The sequence below is a fragment of the Pseudomonas sp. SK genome (assembly GCF_012975065.1).
GTDB classification, from domain to species: Bacteria; Pseudomonadota; Gammaproteobacteria; order Pseudomonadales; family Pseudomonadaceae; genus Aquipseudomonas; species Aquipseudomonas anuradhapurensis.
Map to the genome: position 1 here is coordinate 3,707,947 of NZ_CP051857.1, position 21,737 is coordinate 3,729,683.

The 21,737-nt window shown below is 64.8% G+C and carries 15 protein-coding genes and 1 pseudogene; 9 read left to right on the plus strand and 7 right to left on the minus strand.

Annotated elements, in window-relative coordinates:
- Nucleotides 1-149: 149 nt before the first annotated feature.
- The 3 genes from dnaQ to HG549_RS17125 are packed head-to-tail and all read right to left on the minus strand — an operon-like array spanning nucleotide 150 to nucleotide 2,193.
- Complete coding sequence (gene dnaQ / locus HG549_RS17115) at nucleotides 150-908, minus strand: DNA polymerase III subunit epsilon (RefSeq protein ID WP_170030768.1); 759 nt, start codon at nucleotides 906-908, stop codon at nucleotides 150-152.
- Between the two features lie 51 nt (nucleotides 909-959).
- Nucleotides 960-1,406, minus strand: a complete 447-nt coding sequence (gene rnhA / locus HG549_RS17120) for a ribonuclease HI (protein ID WP_170030770.1) — start codon at nucleotides 1,404-1,406, stop codon at nucleotides 960-962.
- 13 nt (nucleotides 1,407-1,419) lie between these two features.
- Nucleotides 1,420-2,193 (minus strand): class I SAM-dependent methyltransferase, encoded by a 774-nt coding sequence (locus tag HG549_RS17125; protein ID WP_170030772.1) that lies wholly within the window; start codon nucleotides 2,191-2,193, stop codon nucleotides 1,420-1,422.
- An 85-nt stretch (nucleotides 2,194-2,278) separates the two neighbouring features.
- On the opposite strand from HG549_RS17125, the gene gloB reads away from it, so the two are divergent.
- The 7 genes from gloB to HG549_RS17160 all read left to right on the plus strand — a co-directional run bounded on the left by gloB (nucleotide 2,279) and on the right by HG549_RS17160 (nucleotide 12,253).
- Complete coding sequence (gene gloB / locus HG549_RS17130; protein ID WP_170030774.1) at nucleotides 2,279-3,058, plus strand: hydroxyacylglutathione hydrolase; 780 nt, start codon at nucleotides 2,279-2,281, stop codon at nucleotides 3,056-3,058.
- A 100-nt stretch (nucleotides 3,059-3,158) separates the two neighbouring features.
- On the plus strand, nucleotides 3,159-4,589 hold the full coding sequence (locus HG549_RS17135) for a lytic transglycosylase domain-containing protein (protein ID WP_170030776.1): 1,431 nt from the start codon (nucleotides 3,159-3,161) through the stop codon (nucleotides 4,587-4,589).
- A 297-nt stretch (nucleotides 4,590-4,886) separates the two neighbouring features.
- A complete protein-coding gene (locus HG549_RS17140) occupies nucleotides 4,887-6,716 on the plus strand; it encodes an extracellular solute-binding protein (protein ID WP_218576015.1) in 1,830 nt (609 codons plus the stop codon).
- Nucleotides 6,713-8,548, plus strand: a complete 1,836-nt coding sequence (locus HG549_RS17145) for an extracellular solute-binding protein (protein WP_170030778.1) — start codon at nucleotides 6,713-6,715, stop codon at nucleotides 8,546-8,548. The genes HG549_RS17140 and HG549_RS17145 overlap by 4 nt, the downstream gene beginning before the upstream one ends.
- 1 nt (nucleotide 8,549) lies before the next feature.
- Nucleotides 8,550-9,623, plus strand: a complete 1,074-nt coding sequence (locus tag HG549_RS17150; RefSeq protein ID WP_170030780.1) for a microcin C ABC transporter permease YejB — start codon at nucleotides 8,550-8,552, stop codon at nucleotides 9,621-9,623.
- A 1-nt stretch (nucleotide 9,624) separates the two neighbouring features.
- Nucleotides 9,625-10,644, plus strand: a complete 1,020-nt coding sequence (locus tag HG549_RS17155) for an ABC transporter permease (protein ID WP_170030782.1) — start codon at nucleotides 9,625-9,627, stop codon at nucleotides 10,642-10,644.
- Between the two features lies 1 nt (nucleotide 10,645).
- Complete coding sequence (locus HG549_RS17160) at nucleotides 10,646-12,253, plus strand: ABC transporter ATP-binding protein (RefSeq protein ID WP_170030784.1); 1,608 nt, start codon at nucleotides 10,646-10,648, stop codon at nucleotides 12,251-12,253.
- Nucleotides 12,254-12,353: 100 nt separating this feature from the next.
- Here the strand turns inward: HG549_RS17160 and HG549_RS17165 are convergent, their stop codons facing one another.
- The 4 genes and pseudogenes from HG549_RS17165 to HG549_RS17175 form a co-directional block, all read right to left on the minus strand.
- Nucleotides 12,354-14,543, minus strand: a complete 2,190-nt coding sequence (locus HG549_RS17165; protein WP_170030786.1) for a TonB-dependent siderophore receptor — start codon at nucleotides 14,541-14,543, stop codon at nucleotides 12,354-12,356.
- An 88-nt stretch (nucleotides 14,544-14,631) separates the two neighbouring features.
- A complete protein-coding gene (locus HG549_RS26370; RefSeq protein ID WP_372241580.1) occupies nucleotides 14,632-15,081 on the minus strand; it encodes a methyl-accepting chemotaxis protein in 450 nt (149 codons plus the stop codon).
- A 135-nt stretch (nucleotides 15,082-15,216) separates the two neighbouring features.
- A pseudogene (locus HG549_RS26375) lies at nucleotides 15,217-15,744 on the minus strand (PAS domain-containing protein); the annotation flags it as partial.
- 29 nt (nucleotides 15,745-15,773) lie between these two features.
- Nucleotides 15,774-17,555 (minus strand): sensor domain-containing phosphodiesterase, encoded by a 1,782-nt coding sequence (locus HG549_RS17175; protein ID WP_170030790.1) that lies wholly within the window; start codon nucleotides 17,553-17,555, stop codon nucleotides 15,774-15,776.
- Nucleotides 17,556-17,781: 226 nt separating this feature from the next.
- Here HG549_RS17175 and HG549_RS17180 point away from each other — a divergent pair, with 226 nt between their 5' ends.
- Nucleotides 17,782-20,712, plus strand: coding sequence for an aminotransferase (locus HG549_RS17180; RefSeq protein WP_170030792.1), 2,931 nt, complete (start codon nucleotides 17,782-17,784; stop codon nucleotides 20,710-20,712).
- Nucleotides 20,713-20,774: 62 nt separating this feature from the next.
- Nucleotides 20,775-21,680, plus strand: a complete 906-nt coding sequence (locus tag HG549_RS17185; protein ID WP_170030794.1) for a LysR family transcriptional regulator — start codon at nucleotides 20,775-20,777, stop codon at nucleotides 21,678-21,680.
- Nucleotides 21,681-21,737 lie beyond the last annotated feature (57 nt).

Consider the following 21,737-nt stretch of genomic DNA (forward strand, 5'->3'; position numbering starts at 1 on the left):
GTTAGCTGTCGGAGCGGCCTTGTGTCGCGAAAGGGCCGCAAAGCGGCCCCGGGCTTTCGGTTTGAATGCAAAAACTGTTGGGGCCGCGTTGCGCCCCTTCGCGACACAAGGCCGCTCCTACAGCGACCGCATCGCCCACCAGCAGGCTATCAACCGGCTGGCGTCTCGGTTAGAACCTGCCACATCGAGGGCCCACCGGCCGACTTGGCAATCGCTGCCAGGCGCTCGGCATGCGCTTCCAGCTCCTCGGCAGTGGCCATGATCACCGGCCCGGGCGTACGCCCGACAATCCGGCGGATCTCGCTGCCGCCAGCCGCCTGCCCGTCACCGTCGGCGTCAGCGCCGTGGCCCGCCAGCGACAGGCTGGTCTGGCCACCGGTCATCGCCAGGTAGACGTCAGCCAGCAGTTCCGAGTCGAGCAGTGCGCCGTGCAGCTCACGGCCCGAGTTGTCGATGTCGTAGCGTTTGCACAGGGCATCGAGGCTGTTGCGCTGCCCCGGGTGGCGCGCGCGCGCCAGCAGCAGGGTGTCCAGCACGGTGCAGTGCTGGGAAATGTCTGCGCGGTCGTGCTGGCCCAGCAGGGCGAACTCGTTGTTGATGAAGCCAACGTCGAACGCCGCGTTGTGGATGACCAGCGTGGCGCCCTGGATGAATTCGAAGAATTCCTCGGCGACATCGGCGAAGCGTGGCTTGCCGACCAGGAAGGCATCGGTGATGCCGTGGACGTTGATGGCGCCCTCGTCACTCTCGCGGTCCGGCTGCAGGTAGACGTGGAAATGCCGCCCGGTCAGGCGCCGACCGATCACCTCGACACAGCCGATCTCGATGATCCGGTGGCCTTCGCTGACCGGCATACCCGTGGTTTCGGTATCGAGAATGACAAACCGCTTATCTTGCTGCTGCTCCACGCAGGGCGCTCCAACTTGCATCAGTTACAAAGGCGGCGATTGTACCCCAGCTCAGCGCTGCGCGCGCACCTCATCGACCCCGCGGTTGGCCAGCTGGTCGGCGCGTTCGTTGCCGGGGTGGCCGATATGCCCACGCACCCATTTCCAGGTCACCTGGTGGCGGTTGACCTGTTCATCCAGCAACTGCCACAGGTCGGCATTCTTCACCGGTTCCTTGCTGGCGGTCTTCCAGCCGCGCTTTTTCCAGTTGACCATCCATTCGTTGATGCCTTTCATCACGTACTGCGAGTCGGTGGTCAGCACCACCTCGCATTCGCGCTTGAGCGCCATCAGCCCCTGGATCGCCGCCATCAGTTCCATGCGGTTGTTGGTGGTTTCGCGTTCGCCGCCCCACAGTTCCTTCTCGACGCCCTTGTAGATCATCAGGACTCCCCAACCGCCCGGGCCAGGGTTGCCCTTGCAGGCACCATCGGTAAACATCTCGACGCTTTCGCTCATGTACCACTCATGTTCAGTGCTTTTCAGTGTCCGGATTGACCGCCGTGCGGTTGACCTTGGCCAGCGGCAGCGGCAGCAGCTTGCCCATCGGTTCGCGACGCTCCGGGCGCAGCGGCCGCAGGCCTACCACCATCTTGCGCGCCACCAGCAGGTAGACGCCGCCACCGGAACCCTGCCAGCCCCCGGCCAGGCGTTCCCAGCCTGCCAGGCGCTGCTGCCAGGCCGTGGCGGCAAGCGGCGGACGATAGCACCCGAAGCGGCGTTTCTCCAGCGCGAAGCCCAGCAGGTTGAGCCAGTCACCCACCCGCGAAGGCGAGATGCAGCGGGCTTTGCGCAAGGCGCCATGGCTGAACAGATGGCGCACGCCCCAGCTGCTCCATGGGTTGATGCCGACGATCAGCAGGTGCCCGCCAGGGCGCACCGCGCTGGCGGCCTCGCGCAGCAGGCCGTGGGGCGACAGGCTGAAATCCAGGCCATGCTGCAGCACCACCACGTCGGCGGCGTGCTCGCTCAGCGGCCAGGCCTGTTCTTCACAGACGATTTCCACCCCTGGCAGCGGCGCCCCCACGCGCACGTTGCGCTGCACCTGAGGGGCACTGGGTGGCGGCTCGGCGCACGGCCCGTAATGCACAAGATAGCCACCGAAGAAGCGCCCGAGCTCTTCTTCCAGCAGTTTTTCCTCTTCCTTGAGCATCAGTTGGCCGAGTGGGCCGTTGAACCACTCACGGGCCAGGCTGATCAGCTCGACCCAGTCCGGGTCGGCCTGGGCAAAGGCTTGGTCGGTCATTGCGCTCTCCCTCGAAGGTTCTCGCACCGCGCCATCGCGGCTAAGATGCCCTCATGTGCCACGCTAGGCGAATCGGATCCGCACCATGATACAGATCGATGCTCTCCCCGCTTTCTCCGACAACTACATCTGGTTGTTACAGGATACTGCCAAACGCCGCTGCGCGGTGGTCGATCCGGGAGATGCCGGCCCAGTGGAAGGCTGGCTGTCGGCGCACCCGGGCTGGGTGCTGAGCGACATCCTCGTCACCCACCATCACAATGACCACGTCGGCGGCGTGGAACGGCTCAAGCAACTGACCGGGGCGCGGGTGTGCGGCCCGGCCCGGGAACGCATTCCCTGCCGTGACCTGGCGCTGGACGACGGCGACCAGGTGACCGTGCTGGATGTGACCTTCCAGGTACTGGCAGTGCCCGGCCACACCCTCGGCCATATCGCCTACTTCAGCGACCAGCCGGCAACGCCCGTGCTGTTCAGTGGCGACACCCTGTTCGCCGCCGGTTGCGGACGCATGTTCGAGGGTACCGCCGAACAGATGCAGCCGGCCCTGGCTCGGCTGGCGGCGCTCCCCGCGCCCACCGAGGTGTACTGCGCCCACGAATACACCCTGAGCAACCTGCGCTTCGCCCAGGCCGTGGAACCGGGCAACCAGCATGTTCAGCAACGGTTCGCTGACGTTGCCCGCTTGCGCGCCGACAATCGCATCAGCTTGCCATCAACGATCGGCCTGGAACGCCTGACCAACCCCTTCCTGCGCACCTCTGAAACATTAGTTAAACAAAAAGCAGACGAATGGAAGGGACAATCAAACCCCTCGCATGTCGCTGTTTTTGCTGCCTTGAGGTCTTGGAAGGACGGCTTCTGATAACCCCAAGATATATCGCAAGCGAGGCTCAACGGTTGACCCGGCCCGGAGCGGTTTCTAGAATCGCCGAAATTTTTCGCCCGGAAACCTGTGTCAGCCGATGTCTTCACGTAGCCGCAGAACCTCTCATTCCGTCGCCCTGACGCGCCTGGCCCAAATCAGTGCGCTGGCCCTGGCCGCCACCCTGGTGGGCTGCCAGAGCACCCGTCAGCTCGACGAATCCGATAGCGTTCGCGCGCACAACTACCAGGCACGGATCAAGCACAAGCCATCCCCGTTGCAGGTCAAGCCGGCCGAGCAGCCGCCACAGGACGTGTGGGAACGCATGCGCCAGGGCTTTGCCCTGCAGGACAACATCGACGTCAACCCGCGCATCGAACAGCAGCGCCTGTGGTTCGCCAGCAACCCGAGCTTCATCGAAACCGCCGGCGAGCGCGGCAGCCTCTACCTGCACTACATTGTCGAGCGCCTTGAAGAGCGCGACATGCCGCTGGAACTGGCCCTGCTGCCAGCCATCGAAAGCGCCTACAACCCGATGGCCTACTCGCGCGCCCACGCCGCGGGCATGTGGCAGTTCATCCCGTCCACCGGTCGTCATTTCAACCTGCGCCAGACCAACTTCTACGATGGCCGTCGCGACGTGACCGCCTCGACCAACGCCGCGCTGGACTACCTCAGCCGCCTGCACGACATGTTCAACGGTGACTGGCTGCTGGCCCTGGCCGCCTACAACGCCGGCGAAGGCACGGTCAGCCGCGCCATCGAACGCAACGAACGGCTCGGCCTGCCGACCGACTACTGGAACCTGCCGCTGCCCCAGGAAACCCGCGACTACGTGCCCAAGCTGCTGGCCTTGTCGCAGGTGGTGCTGACGCCGGAAGCCTATGGCGTGAACCTCAACCCGATCGCCAACGAACCCTACTTCGAGGCGGTGGCCATCAACGACCGCCTCGACCTGTCGCGTGTGGCCGCCTTCGCCAACATCGACGAGGACGAGCTGATCCAGCTCAACCCGGCGTACAAGAAACGCATGACCGTGGACGGCCCGCAACAACTGCTGGTGCCGACCGCAAAAGCGCAGCTGCTGAGCGACAGCCTGTCCAACCTCAAGCCCGAGCAACTGGTCAGCCTGCAGCCGAACCAGGCCGTGTTCGCCCGTGCCGCGGCCGAAGCCCAGGCACCGGTGGCGGCGCGCAGCTACCGGGTCAAGCGCGGCGACAACCTGGGCAGCATTGCCAAGGCCAACCGCGTTTCGGTCAAGGACATCAAGCGCTGGAACCGGCTCTCTGGCAACAGCGTACGCGCTGGCCAGGTGCTGGCCCTGCGCGGCGGCAATGCGCCAAGCGCAGCTGCCAACCGGGTAGCAGCATCCGGCAAGCGTTCCACCCAATACAAGGTGCGCAAGGGCGACTCGCTGTACCTGGTGGCCAAGCGCTTCAACGTTGAAATGCAACACCTCAAGCGCTGGAACCCGCGTAGCGGTCACGCCCTGAAGCCAGGCCAGACCCTGACCGTCTACCTCTCGCATTGACCTCGACAGAAACGACGCAGTCCTTGTAGGAGCGGCTTCAGCCGCGATCACCGGCACAGCCGGTGCCAGCCTATGCGTCGCCTGCTTCGCGGATAAATCCGCTCCTACAGTTGGCACTACCCCTGTAGGAGCGGCCCTGTCGCGACACAAGGCCGCTCCTACAGCTACCGCGTCATGCCCGTTGGAGAGAAGCAGGCACGCTCGCCCACCCCACCTTCAAAACCTCTCTTTTTCCAACCCCACCAAGCTGTTACTGTACCCCGATCAAAGCCCAACGCCTCTGGATCGGATGCCGACTTGATACGTCCCCTCCTGCTGTCACTCAGCCTGGCCTTGAGCTTTCCCGCAGCCGCGATGGTGAGCGAAAGCCACGGATACGCGCAGTTCGGCACGCTCAAATACCCAGCCACATTTACCCATTTCGACTGGGTCAACCCGCATGCGCCCAAGGGCGGCACCTTGCGGGCCATGGCCTTCGGTACCTTCGACACCCTCAACCCCTACACCTTCAAGGGGTCGAGCCCGATTACCACGCCCAACTTCCAGCAATACGGCATCAGCGAGCTGAACGAGCCGCTGATGGTCGGCACCGGCCAGTACGACCCGTCCGGCGACGAGCCGACCTCCAGCTACGGCCTGATCGCGCGTTCAGTGGAGTACAGCGAGGACCGCAGCTGGGTGGTGTTCAACCTGCGCCCGGAAGCGCGCTGGCACGACGGCAAGCCGATCACCTCGGCAGACGTGGCCTTCACCTACCGCACGCTGCTCAAGGACGGCCACCCGATCTACCGCACCAACCTGCAGGAAGTGCAGCGGGTGGATATCCTTGGCCCGCTGCGCATCCGCTTCGTCTTCAAGCGCGCCGGCAACCCGCTGCTGATCCTGCGCCTGGGCGAGATGCCGGTACTGCCCAAGCACTACTGGCAAACACGCGACTTCAAGGCCACCACCTTCGAGCCGCCGCTGGGCAGCGGCCCCTACCGCATCACCGAGGTCCAGCCCGGGCGCCGGCTGGTGTTCGAGCGGGTGAAGAACTACTGGGGCAAGGACCTGGCGGTGAACCGTGGCAAGTACAACTTCAACCGCGTCGAATATGAGTTCTATCGCGATGCCACGGTGGCCTTCGAAGCGTTCAAGGCCGGCGAATTCGACATCTATATCGAGCACCAGGCAAAGAACTGGGCCAACGGTTACAACTTCCCCGCCGTGCGCCGTGGCGAGGTGATCAAGGCGCAGATCCCGCACCGCATCCCGACCCAGACCCAGGGCTTGTTCATGAACAGCCGGCGGGCGACCTTCAGCGACCCACGGGTGCGCCAGGCATTGGGGCTGATGCTCGACTTCGAGTGGACCAACCGCGCACTGTTCAGCGGTGCCTACCGCCGCTCGACCAGTTACTACCCCAATAGCGACTTCACCGCCAGCGGCCTGCCCACCGGCAAGGAATGGCTGCTGCTGGCACCGTTCCGCGACCAGTTGCCGGCCAGGCTGTTAAGCGAACCGTACAAGATCAGCCAGACTGATGGCCGCGGCATCGGCCGCCAGACCCTGCGCCAGGCCCTCGGCCTGCTTGCCGAGGCCGGCTGGAAGCTCGATGGCCAGCGCCTGGTCGACAGCAAGGGCCAGCAACTGCGCATGGAGCTGCTGCTGGTCAACCCCAACCTTGAACGCATCCTGCAGCCTTATGTGGAAAACCTGGCCAGCATCGGCATCGATGCACATTTGCGCACGGTCGACCGCGCCCAGTACAAACAGCGCCTGGACCAGTTCGATTTCGACATGATCCTGATGACCTTGAACCAGACCCTGAGCCCTGGCCTTGAACAATGGCTGTACTTCCACTCCAGCCAGGCCACGACCAAGGGCAGCAAGAACTATGCTGGGGTCCGCGACCCGGTGGTCGACCACCTGCTCGACACCCTGCTCGCCGCCCGCACCCGCGATGACCAGGTGGCTGCCGCCCGCGCCCTGGACCGCGTGCTCTCATGGCAGTACTACATGATCCCCAACTGGTACCTCGACAATCATCGCCTGGCCTACCGCAACCGGTTCGCCTTCGTCACCACGCCGCCCTACACCCTCGGGCTGAACAGCTGGTGGATCAAGACTTCGGAGAAAGCCCAATGATGCCAACGCACCGCCTGCGCCGGCTGGCCGGCAGCCTGTTGCTTGCCTGCCTGAGCCTTCCCGCCCTGGCCGCACCGCAACATGCACTCACCCTGTACGACGAGCCGGCCAAATACCCGGCCGACTTCAAGCATTTCGACTACGTCAACCCCGAGGCGCCCAAGGGTGGCACCTTCCGCCAATCCAGCTTCGGCGGCTTCGACAGCCTCAACCCGTTCATCAACAAGGGCGTGTCGGCCGAGAACATCAGCATCATCTACGACACCCTGATGCGCCAGAGCCAGGATGAGCCGTTCACCGAATACGGCCTGGTGGCCGGCAAGATCGAGAAGGCCCCGGACAACAGCTGGGTGCGTTTCTACCTGCGCCCGGAAGCACGCTTCCACGATGGCCACCCGATGCGCGCCGACGACGTGGTATTCACCTTCAATGCCCTGATCAAGGACGGTGCGCCGCTGTACCGCCAGTATTACTCCGACGTTGCCGAAGTGGTCGCCGAAGACCCGCTGAAGGTGCTGTTCCGCTTCAAGCACCGGAACAACCGCGAGCTGCCGCTTATTCTCGGGCAACTGCCGGTACTGCCCAAGCACTGGTACGAAAACCGCGAATTCAACCGCGGCAACCTGGAAATCCCGCTGGGCAGCGGCCCGTACAAGGTCGCCGAAGTGAAAGCCGGGCGCTCGATACGCTACGAGCGGGTCAAGGATTACTGGGCCAAGGACCTGCCGATCAACCGCGGCTTCTATAACTTCGATGTGATGACCTTCGATTCCTACCGCGATACCACTGTCGCCCTCGAAGCATTGAAGGCAGGGGCGTTCGACTATGCGCTGGAAGTCAGCGCGAAAAACTGGGCCACGGCGTACGACGTACCCGCGGTACGCGACGGCCGCCTGATCAAGGAACAGCTGCCCAACGGCAACCCCACCGGCATGCAGGGCTTCATCTTCAACATCCGCCGCCCGGTGTTCCAGGATATCCGCGTGCGCCAGGCGCTGAGCCTGCTGCTGGACTACGAATGGACCAACAAGCAGCTGTTCAATGGTGCCTACACCCGGACCGGCAGCTACTTCGAGAACTCGGAAATGGCCGCCCGCGGCCTGCCCAGCCCCAGCGAGCTGAAAATCCTCGAACCGCTGCGCGGCAAAGTGCCCGAGCAGGTGTTCAGCGAGGCCTTCCACAACCCGGTCAGCGACGGTAGCGGGATGATCCGCGAACAGCAGCGCCAGGCCTACAAGCTGCTGCAGGAAGCCGGCTGGAAAATCGTCGACGACAAGATGGTCGACGCCCAGGGCAAGCCGGTGAGCATCGAGTTCCTGCTGGCACAGACCGAGTTCGAGCGTATCCTGCTGCCGTTCAAGCGCAACCTCGCCGACCTCGGTATCGAGCTGAATATCCGCCGGGTCGACGTGTCGCAGTACATTACCCGCCTGCGTTCACGCGACTACGACATGATCGTCGGCGGCTACCCGCAGTCCAACTCGCCGGGCAACGAGCAGCGCGAGTTCTGGTCCAGCGCCGCCGCCGACAACCCCGGCAGCCGCAACTTCATCGGCCTGCGCGACCCGGCCATCGACCAGCTGGTGGAACAATTGATCAATGCCGATTCGCGCCAGAGCCTGATCGACCACTGCCGCGCACTCGACCGCGTGTTGCTGTGGGGCTACTACGTGATCCCCAACTGGCACATCAAGACCTGGCGCGTGGCCTACTGGAACCACATCGGCCACCCCAAGGTATCGCCCAAGTACGACATCGGCATCGACACCTGGTGGATCAAGCCCGGCGTGACGCCAGCGGTCGGCGCAACCCCTGCGGACGAGGCCAACTGAGATGCTGGCCTATATCCTGCGCCGCCTGCTGCTGATCATCCCGACCTTGTTCGGCATCCTGATCATCAACTTCATCATCGTCCAGGCCGCCCCCGGCGGCCCGGTCGAGCAGATGATCGCCAAGCTCGAAGGCTTCGAAGGCGCCACCAGCCGGATTGCCGGTGGCGGCGCCGAAGTGTCGGTGGCCGGTTCCAACTACCGCGGCGCCCAAGGCCTGGACCCGGCCTTGGTCGCCGAGATCGAGCGCATGTACGGCTTCGACAAGTCGGCGCCCGAACGCCTGTGGATCATGATCAAGAACTACGCCCGCCTGGACTTCGGCGACAGCTTCTTCCGCGATGCCAAGGTCATCGACCTGATCATCGAGAAAATGCCGGTGTCGATTTCGCTGGGGCTGTGGAGCACGCTGATCATGTACCTGGTGTCGATCCCGCTGGGTATCGCCAAGGCCGTACGCCACGGTAGCCACTTCGACGTGTGGACCAGTTCGGCGATCATCGTCGGCTATGCCATCCCGGCGTTCCTGTTCGCCATTCTGCTGATCGTGCTGTTCGCCGGCGGCAGCTACTTCGACTGGTTCCCGTTGCGCGGCCTCACCTCCAACAACTTCGACGACCTGAGCACCACCGGCAAGGTGCTGGACTACTTCTGGCACCTGGTCCTGCCGATCACCGCGCTGGTCATCGGCAACTTCGCCACCATGACCTTGCTGACCAAGAACAGCTTCCTCGACGAGATCAACAAGCAGTACGTGGTCACCGCCAAGGCCAAGGGCCTGAGCCGACCGCGCGTGCTGTACGGCCACGTGTTCCGCAACGCCATGCTGCTGGTGATCGCCGGGTTCCCTTCGGCATTCATCGGTATCTTCTTCACCGGCTCGTTGCTGATCGAGGTGATCTTCAGCCTCGACGGCCTGGGCCTGATGAGTTTCGAGGCGGCCATCAACCGCGACTACCCGGTGGTCTTCGGCACCCTGTTCATCTTCACCCTGCTGGGGCTGGTGGTGAAACTGATCGGCGACCTGACCTACACCCTGGTCGATCCACGCATCGACTTCGCCAGCCGGGAGCACTGACATGGCCTTGTCCCCCCTCAACCGTCGGCGCTTCGAGCGCTTCAAGGCCAACCGCCGTGGCTGGTGGTCGCTGTGGCTGTTCCTGATCCTGTTCGGCCTGAGCCTGGGCGCCGAGCTGATCGCCAACGACAAGCCGATTGCCGTGCGCTACGACGGCGCCTGGTACTTCCCGGCGTTCAAGCGCTATCCGGAAACCACCTTCGGCGGCGAATTCCCGCTGGAAGCCAACTACAAGAGCCCGTACATCCGCGAACTATTGGCGAAGAAGGACAGCTTCGTGCTGTGGGCACCGATCCCGTTCAGCTACCAGAGCATCAACTACGACCTGCGTGTACCGGCCCCGGCGCCGCCATCGGCAGACAACTGGCTGGGCACCGATGACCAGGGCCGCGACGTGCTGGCACGGGTGATCTACGGCTTCCGTATTTCGGTGCTGTTCGCCTTGACCCTGACCCTGCTCAGTTCCATCGTCGGCGTGATCGCCGGGGCCCTGCAGGGCTTCTATGGTGGCTGGGTCGACTTGGCCGGGCAGCGCTTTTTGGAAGTCTGGTCCGGCCTGCCGGTGCTGTACCTGCTGATCATCCTGGCCAGTTTCGTGCAGCCGAACTTCTGGTGGCTGCTGGGCATCATGCTGCTGTTTTCGTGGATGAGCCTGGTGGACGTGGTACGCGCCGAATTCCTCCGCGGGCGCAACCTGGAATACGTGCGCGCCGCCCGTGCCCTGGGCATGCGCAATGGCGCGATCATGTACCGGCACATCCTGCCCAACGCGATGATCTCGACCATGACCTTCATGCCGTTCATCCTCACCGGCGCCATCGGCACCCTCACCGCGCTGGACTTCCTCGGTTTCGGCCTGCCGCCTGGCGCACCGTCGCTGGGCGAGCTGGTTGCCCAGGGCAAGTCCAACCTGCAGGCGCCATGGCTGGGCATCAGCGCCTTCGCCGTGCTGGCGCTGATGCTGAGCCTGCTGGTGTTCATCGGCGAATCCGCCCGCGATGCCTTCGACCCGAGGAAGTGACATGAGTGAACAGAACCTGATCGAAGTGCGCGACCTGGCGGTGGAGTTCGTCACCGGGGAGCAGGTCAACCGCGTGGTGGATGGCATCAGCTTCGACATCCGCAAGGGCGAGACGCTGGCCCTGGTCGGCGAAAGCGGCTCGGGCAAGTCGGTGACCGCGCACTCGATCCTGCGCCTGCTGCCCTACCCCCTCGCCCGGCACCCCAGCGGCAGCATCCGCTTCGAGGGCAAGGACCTCCTGCAGCAGAACGAGAAGAGCCTGCAACGCATCCGCGGCAACCGCATTGCGATGATCTTCCAGGAGCCGATGACCTCGCTGAACCCGTTGCACTGCATCGAGAAGCAAATCAACGAGATTCTGCTGCTGCACAAGGGCCTGACCGGCAAGGAAGCGACGGCACGTACGCTGGAGCTGCTGGACATGGTCGGCATCCCCGAGCCACGCAAGCGCCTGAAGGCCCTGCCCCACGAGCTATCGGGCGGGCAGCGCCAGCGGGTGATGATCGCCATGGCGCTGGCCAACGAACCCGACCTGCTGATTGCCGACGAACCGACCACGGCGCTGGATGTGACCGTGCAGTTGAAGATCCTCGACCTGCTCAAGGAGCTGCAGGCGCGCCTGGGCATGGCCTTGCTGCTGATCAGCCACGACCTCAACCTGGTGCGGCGCATTGCCCACCGGGTGTGCGTGATGCAACGCGGGCAGATCGTCGAGCAGGCCGAATGCAGCCGATTGTTCAGCGCCCCGCAGCACCACTACACGCAGATGCTGATCAATGCCGAGCCCAGCGGGCTACCGGCCCACAACCCGGTGGGCGCGCCCTTGCTGGAGGTGGATGACCTCAGGGTGTGGTTCCCGATCAAGAAAGGCTTGCTGCGGCGTACGGTTGACCATGTGAAGGCCGTGGACGGTGTCAACTTCAGCCTGCCGCAGGGGCAGACGCTGGGGATTGTCGGCGAGTCCGGCTCGGGCAAGTCGACGCTGGGCCTGGCGATCCTGCGGCTGATTGCCAGCCAGGGCGGGATTCGCTTCCACGGGCAACAGCTCGAATGCCTCAACCAGAAGGCAGTACGGCCATTACGGCGGGAAATGCAGGTGGTGTTCCAGGACCCGTTCGGCAGCCTGAGCCCGCGCATGTGCGTGGCGGATATCGTTGGTGAAGGGCTGCGCATCCACAAGATCGGCACACCGCAGGAGCAGGAAGCGGCGATCATCGCGGCGCTGGAGGAAGTCGGGCTGGACCCGCGCACCCGGCATCGCTACCCGCATGAGTTTTCCGGCGGCCAGCGCCAGCGCATTGCCATTGCCCGGGCCCTGGTATTGAAGCCGGCGCTGATCCTGCTGGATGAACCCACATCGGCGCTGGACCGTACGGTGCAGCGGCAGGTGGTGGAACTGCTGCGCAACCTGCAGCAGAAATACAACCTGACCTACCTGTTCATCAGCCATGACCTGGCGGTGGTCAAGGCGCTGAGCCACCAGTTGATGGTGATCAAGCATGGCCAGGTGGTGGAGCAAGGGGACGCGCAGGCGATCTTCCACGCGCCGCAGCATCCGTATACCCGGCAGTTGCTGGAGGCGGCGTTTCTGGAGGTGGAGGCGTCGTAGCCAGCCACCGCCAGGGCGGGCCCCTTTGCGGCTAGACCGGCGAAGGGGCCGGCACTGGCACGCCACGAACTTCTGTGAAGCGAACGCCCCGGTCGGCTACTCAGAAATCGATAGTGCCCGAGAACTTCACCAGCCGCGGATCGCCCTGGGTCAGGTAGCCGCCGTTGGCCGAAGCCCAGTAGTTCTTGTCGGTCAGGTTTTCCACGTTGACCCGCAAGGTCAGGTCTTTCTCCGCCACTTTCAGCGTGTAGCGACCACCGATGTCGAAACGGTTCCAGGTCGGCAGGCTGACGTTGTTCGCCGCATCGACGAACTGCCCACCGGTACGTAGCATCCGCGCATTCAGCGCCAGCCCCGGCACACCCGGCACGTCCCAGTCGACACTGGCATTGAGCTGGAAGGTCGGCACACCGATGGCGTGGTTGCCGTCATTGCTGCCGTTGGCGGTGTTCTTCTGCTCCGAGCTCATGCGGGTACCACCGGCCATCAGGCGCAGGCCTTCGACGGGCTCGCCGAACAGGCTCAATTCCAGGCCTTTGTTGACCTGTTCGCCGTCGCGGATGAAGACATTGTTCAAGGTGTAGCCGTCCGACGGCTTCTCGATGCGGAACACGGCCAGGTTCGCGCCAAAGGTCTGCCGGTCAAGCTTGATACCGGCTTCAAGCTGCTTGGTCCGCCCGGGGGGGAACATCTCGCTGGCGTTGGAGACGTTGGCAGGCGCCGTTGGCCCCTGGGCGAGGCCTTCGATACGGTTGGCGTACAGCGAGACGCTGTCGCTGGCTTTGAACACGACGCCGTACACCGGCGTGGTGATCGACTTGTCGTAGGGGTCGCCACTGCGGCTGCCGTCCGTACTCGGCCGGCCAGGCGTGACAGGACCGCTGCCGTCGTAGGAATAGCTTTGCATACGCAGCTGCTGGCGGCGCACGCCGTAGGTCAGCAACAGGCGCTCGTCGAACAGGCCAACCGTGTCGGAAATCGCCAGGCTGCGGGTGCGGGTCTTGGCGGTTACCCCCGGGTCGCCCATGTCACCGCCCCAGCGGGTGACCTTCACAGGCTTGGCTTGCTGCACGGTGTCGTAGATGTTGCTGCTGATCGGCGCATAGAAGGTGTAGGCGTTTTCCGCCTGGGTCCACAGGGTGTTCGCACCCACGGCGATCTGGTGGCTGATCGCTCCGGTCTGCAAGCGGCCATTGAGGCCGGCACTGAAGCTGCTGTTGTCTTCCCCATGGACAATATCGGAAGGAGTGATAGTCGCCGCGCCGCTGTTGCCGACCAGCACCGGGGTACCATAGGTGCCGTGTTCGCGGGTATGCCGCGCACCGCCGGCCAGGTAGGCTGTCCAGCTGTCGTTCAGGTCCCATTCGCCGCGCGCCATGCCAAAGGTGTCTTCCGACTCGCTGTAGCTCCAGGCCTGGCCATAGTTGTGGCTGGCATCCGGCGCGGTCGGCAGGCGGGTGGTGGTGCCACCCAGGCGCACCGAATTGCGCAGGTGGTTGATGCGCTGCTTCTGGTAGCCGATGTCGGTCGACAGGCGAAAGGTGTCACCGCGGTAGTCCAGGCCCGCGGTAAACAGCTTGCTGCGCTGGTGCTGATCGTCGACCGCCGTTTCGCCTTCACGCTGGCTGAGGTTCAGCCGGGCACCGAAACGGTTGTCTTCACCAAAGCGCTGGCCGATATCCAGGTGCTCGCCCATGCGGCCATCAGCGCTGATGTCCTGGGTGTAGCGGCGTGTCGGCAGGTCTTCGGCGCGCTTGGGCCGCAGGTTGACGTTGCCGCCCAGGCCGGTGCCGGTCGGGCTGACACCATTGAGAAAAGCGTTCGGCCCCTTGAACACTTCGACCCGTTCCACGCCATCGGTGGACATCACCTGGCGCGGCAAGATGCCGTACAGGCCGTTGAAGGAAATGTCATCACCCGCCAGCGGCAGTCCCCTGATCACGAACACCTTGGACTGGTTGCCAAAGCCGTACGACTCGCGCACCGAAGGGTCGTTGGCCAGCACGTCGCCGATGTCTTCGGCCTGCTGGTCCTCGATAGCCTTGGCGGTGTAGCTGGTCATGGTGAAGGGCACATCCATGTAGTCCTGGTCGCCCAGCACCCCCATCTGCCCGCCACGGGCAACCTGGCCACCGGCGAACGCCTCGGGTATTGCGCCTGGCCGCACCTTGAGGGCGTCGGCATTGATGTCGGTAGCCTCCAGCTGGATCGGTTCGCCAGCGTGGGCCAGCAGCGGGACGAAACAGCAGAACGCCAGCAGAGCTGGGCGTGACAGTGGCGGCGAAGGCATGACGGATATCCGGAGCAAGATTAATGAGCTTGCTAATGCTAATGCTTCGCAAACACATATGGCAAATGCGACCGCCCTGCCGCTCTGTCTAGCCCAGGTCTTCGCTTACCCGCTCCACCGCATCCACCACCTTGCGCGCCCCGGCCTGGATGGCGCTGATGGCAGTACCGGCCTGGAGCGCCAACTGCAATGCGCTGGCCGCCTCCATCCGGCTGCGCTCGACCTCGCTGACTGCCTGGCTGGCCAGGACCTGGTTACGTGCGACCACGGCATCGATCTCGGCGGTGGCCGTGCTGGTGCGCGCCGCCAGCTTGCGTACCTCATCGGCCACCACTGCAAAGCCTCGGCCCTGCTCGCCGGCACGTGCCGCCTCGATAGCCGCGTTGAGTGCCAGCAGGTTGGTCTGCGCGGCAATCCCGCCAATGGTCTGCACGATGGCGCTGATGCTGGTCGATTGCTCGCCCAGCGCACTGATGGTGACCCCCGCAGCCTGCATCTGGCGAGCCACGTCCTGCATGGTCTGCTCCATGGCGTGCATCACCGCCACGCCTTCGCTGGCGCCGGCGTCGGTGCTGCGGGAAACGTCCAGCGCCACCTGCGCGGCACGCTTGACCTCCGCCTCCCGCCGCACCTGGTCAGTCACCACCGAGGCGAACTTGACCACCTTCACCAGGCGCCCCCGGGCGTCGCTGACCGGGTTGTAGCTGGCTTCCAGCCAGACCTCACGGCCTTGCCGGTCCAGGCGGCAGAAGCGACCCGCCACATAACGCCCGGTATTGAGCGTCTGCCAGAACGCGGCGTAGTCAGGGCTGCTGGCCTGCGCGGCGCTGCAGAACATCTGGTGATGCCTGCCCACCACCTGTTCGAGCCGATAGCCCATGGCCTCGAGAAACATCGGGTTGGCATCCAGCACAGTGCCATCGAGCCCGAACTGGATCACAGCCGTCGAACGCAGCAACGCGTCAAGCAGCGCCTGGCCCTGCTGGGCCGGGGTCGGCAGCCACTGCGCCAGCAGCTGGCCAACGCCACTGCCGGGCTCTGCGCCCAGGGCGGCAGCGCACGCCGGGTTGAGTTCCAGCACGCGGCCCTGGGCATCCAGCCTCATGAAAGGTCCCTGTTCGATCTGGGCCAGACGCTGGCGAAGGCTCAGTATTTGCGCATCGCGCTCGGCGAGCGCGGCTTTGAGGTGCCGATTGAACATGGAAGTACCTGCGTAATGACAAGATGTGATCAGGCCAACGGGCCCGACAACCGGGTGCGGCAGTACCACTGCCGGAACACCTCGACCGGCATTGGCCTGGCGATGTGGTAGCCCTGCGCCTCGGCACAGCCCCAATCCTTGGCCTGGGCAAGCTGCTCGGCCGTTTCGATACCCTCGGCGGCCACCTGATAACCCAGGCTGCTGGCCAGGCTGACGACCGACTGCACCAGCAAGGCCTCCTTGCCACCACGCGCGGACCGCTGCACAAGGCTTCTGTCCAGTTTGACCAGCGAGGCCGGAAGGCGAGTGAGGTAGGCCCAGTTGCTGTAACCGGTACCGAAGTCGTCGATGGCGACAGCAATGCCGGCCTGGCCGGCGCGTTGCAATTGCTGGTGCACCTCTTCGGGCTGCTCCATCAGCACACTTTCGGTGAACTCCAGCTGTACGCGGCCCGGCGCGACCGCCTGGCGTTGCAGTTCGGCCAGCAAGGTGTCCATGAACGTCGCGCTTTCCAGGTCTCGCGCAGTGACGTTGAAGCTGACGCTGAAATCCAGGCCGCGGGTGCACTGCAGAATGCGCAGCACGGCACGCATTACCCAGAGGCTGAGGTTGGCCATCAGCGCGGTTTGTTCTGCCAGCGGGATGAACTCGCCGGGCGAAACGTCACCCAGCAGCGGGTGGCGCCAGCGCAACAAGGCCTCGGCAGAGCGACACTCGCCGCTGGGCAGCTCGACCCGCGGCTGCAGGTGCAGGCTCAGTTCATCTTCGCTGTGCAACGCCTGCGCCAGCGATGTGAGCAACATGAACGCACGACGTTGGGCCGCGTCCACCTCGGTCTGGTACCAGGCATGCCGCCCCGCACTGCGCCGTGCCGTGTCGGCAGCGGCCACGGCGCGGCGCAGCCACTCCAGGCTGTTGCGCTCATCCTCCAGCGGGGTGATGGGCGCGATGCCGATGCCTGCGTCGAGCAGCACGGGTATCTGGTGACACTGGGCTGGCGCCTGGAGCGCCTGGAGGATGCGCTGGCAAAGCGGCAGGACAGCAGCGGCATCCTCGAGCAGCACGGCGAACCGGGTGGGGCTGATCTTGTACAACGACAAGCCGCTTTGCAGCTGGCTGGCGATGCGCGACTTGGCCTGCAAGGTCAAGTCATGGGCAAAGTTGTACCCCAGCCCGCGAATCAGCTCGCTCAGCGCCTCTGCCGACATGATGTCGACGGCCAGCAGTGTCATCGACTGGCCGCGATCCAGCCCCGCGCCGACGTCACATTCGAGCTTCAGGCGGTTGAACAGCCCTGTGGCCTGGTCGTGAAAGTTGTTGCGGCGCATGCCGGCGATGATCTGCATGGCCATGTCGGCGAAGGCCAGCAGCATCCCGCGCTGAGCGTCGTTCAGCGCTGCGCGCGGTGCGGTGTCGATGATGCAGAAACTGCCAATCGCCACCCGCTGCTCGACCCGTAGCGGCGCACCGCAGTAGTAGCGAATGCCCGGTTCACCGGTCACCAGCGGGTTGTCCGCGAAGCGCGGGTCGGCAGCAGCGTCGAGTATCTCCAGCGGCTGCGCCTGCAAGATGGTGTGGGCACAGAACGATACGTCCCTGGCCGTGCCCGGTGTCTCCAGGCCAGCACGGGCGGTGAACCATTGCTGACATTCACCGACAATCGAAACCAGGCAGATGGGTGCGGAAAAGTAATGCCGGGCCAGCTCTACCAGCGCACGCAACTCACTGCTCTGCTCCTGATGCTGCACGCACCATTGGGCAACTGTGGCCAGGCGCTCCTGCTCGTTGCTCGGAACGGGCGCAACCTTCATGTCGTTTCACCTGTCCCACAGGGGGAGCCAAGAAAGTAATAGCACTACGCTACACCTAATACTTGTACAAGACAAAATATTTGTACAGATATTGTATAGGTTTACGACCGTCGGCCGCCGGGGTCGTTGTGCAGTCATCAGAAAAATTGACGATTATCGTCTTTCATCATCAATCAAAACCCGCATAAATTTTCTACCGCCCTCTTTCAGCGAACACGGTAGAGCCATGCCCACCCAGCCAGTAACGCCCGCTTCCTCCGTCATTGACATCCTGGCCCAGCGTTCCAGCCTGCCGAACCCGGCGCTCGACCCATGCCAGGCCAGCGATCTGTTGCTGGCCCATTACGGAATTGCCGGCGAACTGTCGGCCCTGGGCAGCCAGCAGGACCTGAACCTGCGGGTCGATACAGCCCAAGGCAGGTACGTGCTCAAGGCGTGCCACGGCAGCTATGCGCGGGTCGAGCTTGAAGCCCAGCATGCAGCGCTGGCTTACCTGCGCGAACAGGGCCTGCCGGTACCGGCCGTGCGCGCGGCCAATGATGGCCAGGCCTTGCTGGAAGTGGACGTGAACGGCCAGGCGCTGCGCATTCGCCTGCTCGACTATGTCGAAGGCCAGCCGCTGACCCGCCTCGGGCATATGCCGGCGTACCTGATGGCCGAGCTGGGCGGCCTCTGCGCCAAGCTGGACAAAGCCCTCGCCGGCTTCGACCACCCAGGCCTGTCGCGCACCCTGCAATGGGACCCGCAACACGCCCAGGCGCTGATCCACCACTTGTTGCCGGTACTGTCCGACCCGGCACAACGCGCGCGTGTCGAACAGGCCACCAGCGTGGCAGCCGCGCATCTGGCCCCGCTCGCCGCGCAACTGCCGATCCAGGCCGTGCACCTGGACATCACCGACGACAACTCGGTCTGGGCCCGCGACGCCGCGCGCCAATGGCAGCTGCAGGGCGTGATCGATTTCGGCGACCTGCTGCGCACCTGGCGTATCGCCGACCTGTCGGTAACCTGCGCCGCGCTGCTGCACCACGCCGAGGGCGACCCGCTGCGCATCCTGCCAGCCGTGCGTGCCTATCACGCGCTCAACCCACTGGGTGAAGCCGAGCTACGCGCCCTGTGGCCACTGGTGGTCAACCGCGCCGCCGTGTTAGTGCTCAGCAGCGAGCAGCAGCTCAGCGTCGACCCGGGCAACCAGTACATCCGCGCCAACATCGCCCATGAATGGGAGATCTTCGACACCGCCACTGCCGTACCTTTCGCGCTGATGGAAATGGCCATCCTGCAAGCAGCGGGGCTGCAACCTGCCACGCCGGACCTGGGCACCTGCGCGCCCCTGCTCCCGGAGCTGAATGAACAGCCCGTCACGCGCGTAGACCTCGGCGTGCTCAGCGCGCATTACCAGGCGGGCAACTGGGAGCAACCGGGCTTCGACCAGCACCTGCTGAGCGCGCAGCCAGCCCCGGCCTGCAGCCTGCACGGGCAGTATCGCCTGTCGCAAACCCATATCGACCGCCCCGAAGAGCCCGCCACCTGCGCCCTCGGCGTCGAATTGCATGTGCCCAATGGCAGCCTGGTGCAGGCACCGGAAGCCGGCACCTGGCAGCGCCATGGCGACAGCCGTGGCTGCCTGCGCAGCGCGCATTGGAGCTTGTGGCTGCAAGGCCTGGAAGGCGCCCCCGCCGATGGCCAGGTCGTGGAAAAAGGCCAGTCGCTGGGTAGCAGCTGTGGCTTCCTCAGCGTGCAGCTGTGCCTGGACAGCAGCATCCAGCCGCCGTTCTTCGCCACCCCGTCGCATGCCCCGGCCTGGCTGGCCCTGTGCCCGTCGCCGGCGGCGCTGCTGGGCTTCGACTGCGATGCCGAGCCGCTGCCGGACCCGCAGGCCCTGCTGGCCCGCCGCGACGCCAGCTTCGCCCGCTCGCAGAAGCACTACTACGCGCAACCGCCGCACATCGAGCGCGGCTGGCGCAACTACCTGATCGACATGCAGGGCCGCTCGTACCTGGACATGCTCAACAACGTCGCCGTGCTGGGCCACGGCCACCCGCGCATGGTCGCCGAATCGGCGCGGCAGTGGTCGCTGCTGAACACCAACTCGCGCTTCCACTATGCGGCCATCAGTGAGTTCTCCGAACGCCTGCTGGCGCTGGCACCCCCCGGCTTCGACCGGGTGTTCATGGTCAACAGCGGCACCGAAGCCAACGACCTGGCCATTCGCCTGGCCTGGGCCTACAGCGGCGGGCGCGACATCCTCAGCGTGCTGGAGGCCTACCACGGCTGGTCGGTGGCCACCGATGCCATCTCCACTTCGATCGCCGACAACCCGCAGGCCCTGGAAACCCGCCCGGACTGGGTGCACCCGGTGGAAGCGCCGAACACCTTCCGCGGCCGCTTCCGCGGTGCCGACAGCGCCGCGCAGTACTTGCACGATGTCGACGTCAAGCTGGCCGACCTCGATGCCCGTGGCCGCCAACTGGCAGGCATCATCTGCGAGCCGGTATATGGCAACGCCGGGGGCATCGCGTTGCCGGCCGGCTACCTGCGCGAGGCCTATGCCAAAGTCCGCGCCCGTGGCGGGGTATGCATTGCCGACGAAGTGCAGGTCGGTTATGGCCGCCTGGGCGAGTACTTCTGGGGCTTCGAGGAACAGGGCGTGGTGCCCGATATCATCACCATGGCCAAGGGCATGGGCAACGGCCAGCCGCTTGGCGTGGTCATCACCCGCCGCGAAATTGCCGAAGCCCTGGAGGCCGAAGGCTACTTCTTCTCCTCGGCCGGCGGCAGCCCGGTCAGCTGCCGGATTGGCATGGCGGTGCTGGACGTGATGCAGGAGGAAGGCCTGTGGGACAACGCCCGCGACACCGGGCGCTACTTCAAGGCACGCCTGCAAGCGTTGGTGGACAAGCACCCGCTGGCTGGCGCGGCGCATGGCTCGGGCTTCTACCTGGGGCTGGAGCTGGTGCGCGACCGCGACACGCTCGAACCGGCCACCGAGGAAACCGCGGCGCTGTGCGACCGCCTGCGTGACTTGGGCATTTTCATGCAGCCGACCGGCGATTACCTGAACATCCTCAAGATCAAGCCACCGATGTGCACTACCCGGGCAAGCGTCGACTACTTTGTCGACAGCATTGACCGGGTGCTGGGCGAAGGCCTGTAGGGGGCTGTCAAGCGGGCCGGCGAAAAGTCATAATTTCCGGCCCGATCATCAGGTTTGCCGCCATGGCCTTCAGCAGTGATTCCCTGGCAATCTTCCTCGCCGTGCTGGAGGCGGGTTCGTTCTCCGCCGCCGCGCGCAAGCTGGGGCGCGTGCCTTCCGCCGTGAGCATGGCGATCGCCCAGCTGGAAGCGGAGCTCGACCTGGTGCTGTTCGACCGGGCCACGCGCAAGGCCTTGCCCACCAGTGCCGCCCTGGCATTGGAGCCCCAGGCCAGGCAGGTGATGTGCCAGCTCAACCTGCTCGACGCGCAGGCCCTGCAGCTGCACAAGGGCCTGGAAAAACGCCTGACCATTGCCATGGCGCCCGAGCTGCAGACCGGCCGCTGGAGCCAGCCACTGGAAATCCTTGCCGAGGAATTCCCCAGCCTGGAGATCGAAGTGCGCTCGGCCACCCAGACCGAGGCCATTCGCCTGCTGCATGACGGCAGCGTGCAACTGGCGCTGGTGTTCGAGCGGCCCGGCATCGACGAGCGCGAGTCGTTTTTGGAGGCTGGCAGCCAACTGCTGGTGGCCGTCGCTTCACCGCGCCATCCGGCCGGGCAGAACAGCGCCACACCGCTGCCTGAAGAGGTGTTCGCCGAACAACGGCAGATCATCGTGGCCTCGGGCAAGGCTACCGGCTCGGACCCGCGCATGGTGCTGTCGCGGCGCATCTGGCTGACCGACAGCTACCTGGCCACGCTGGACCTGGTGCAGTCCGGGCTGGGCTGGGCCTACCTGCCGCAGCCGCTGGTGGAACCGCTGATTGCTTCGGGTGCGTTGGCGGAAGTGCGCTTCGACAACATGGCCAGCCGCTTGCGCCTGTGGGTCGACATCATCTGGGTCAAGCCGCGCCCGCTGGGGCTGGGTGCACGGCGCTACCTGGAGGTCATGCGCCAGCTGTTCGAGAAGGAGCCGCCGCGGGCCTGATTATGGCTAGGTCGGCAGCCTCAAAGACCATTGAAAACGTAAGAAGCGAAACTTCCT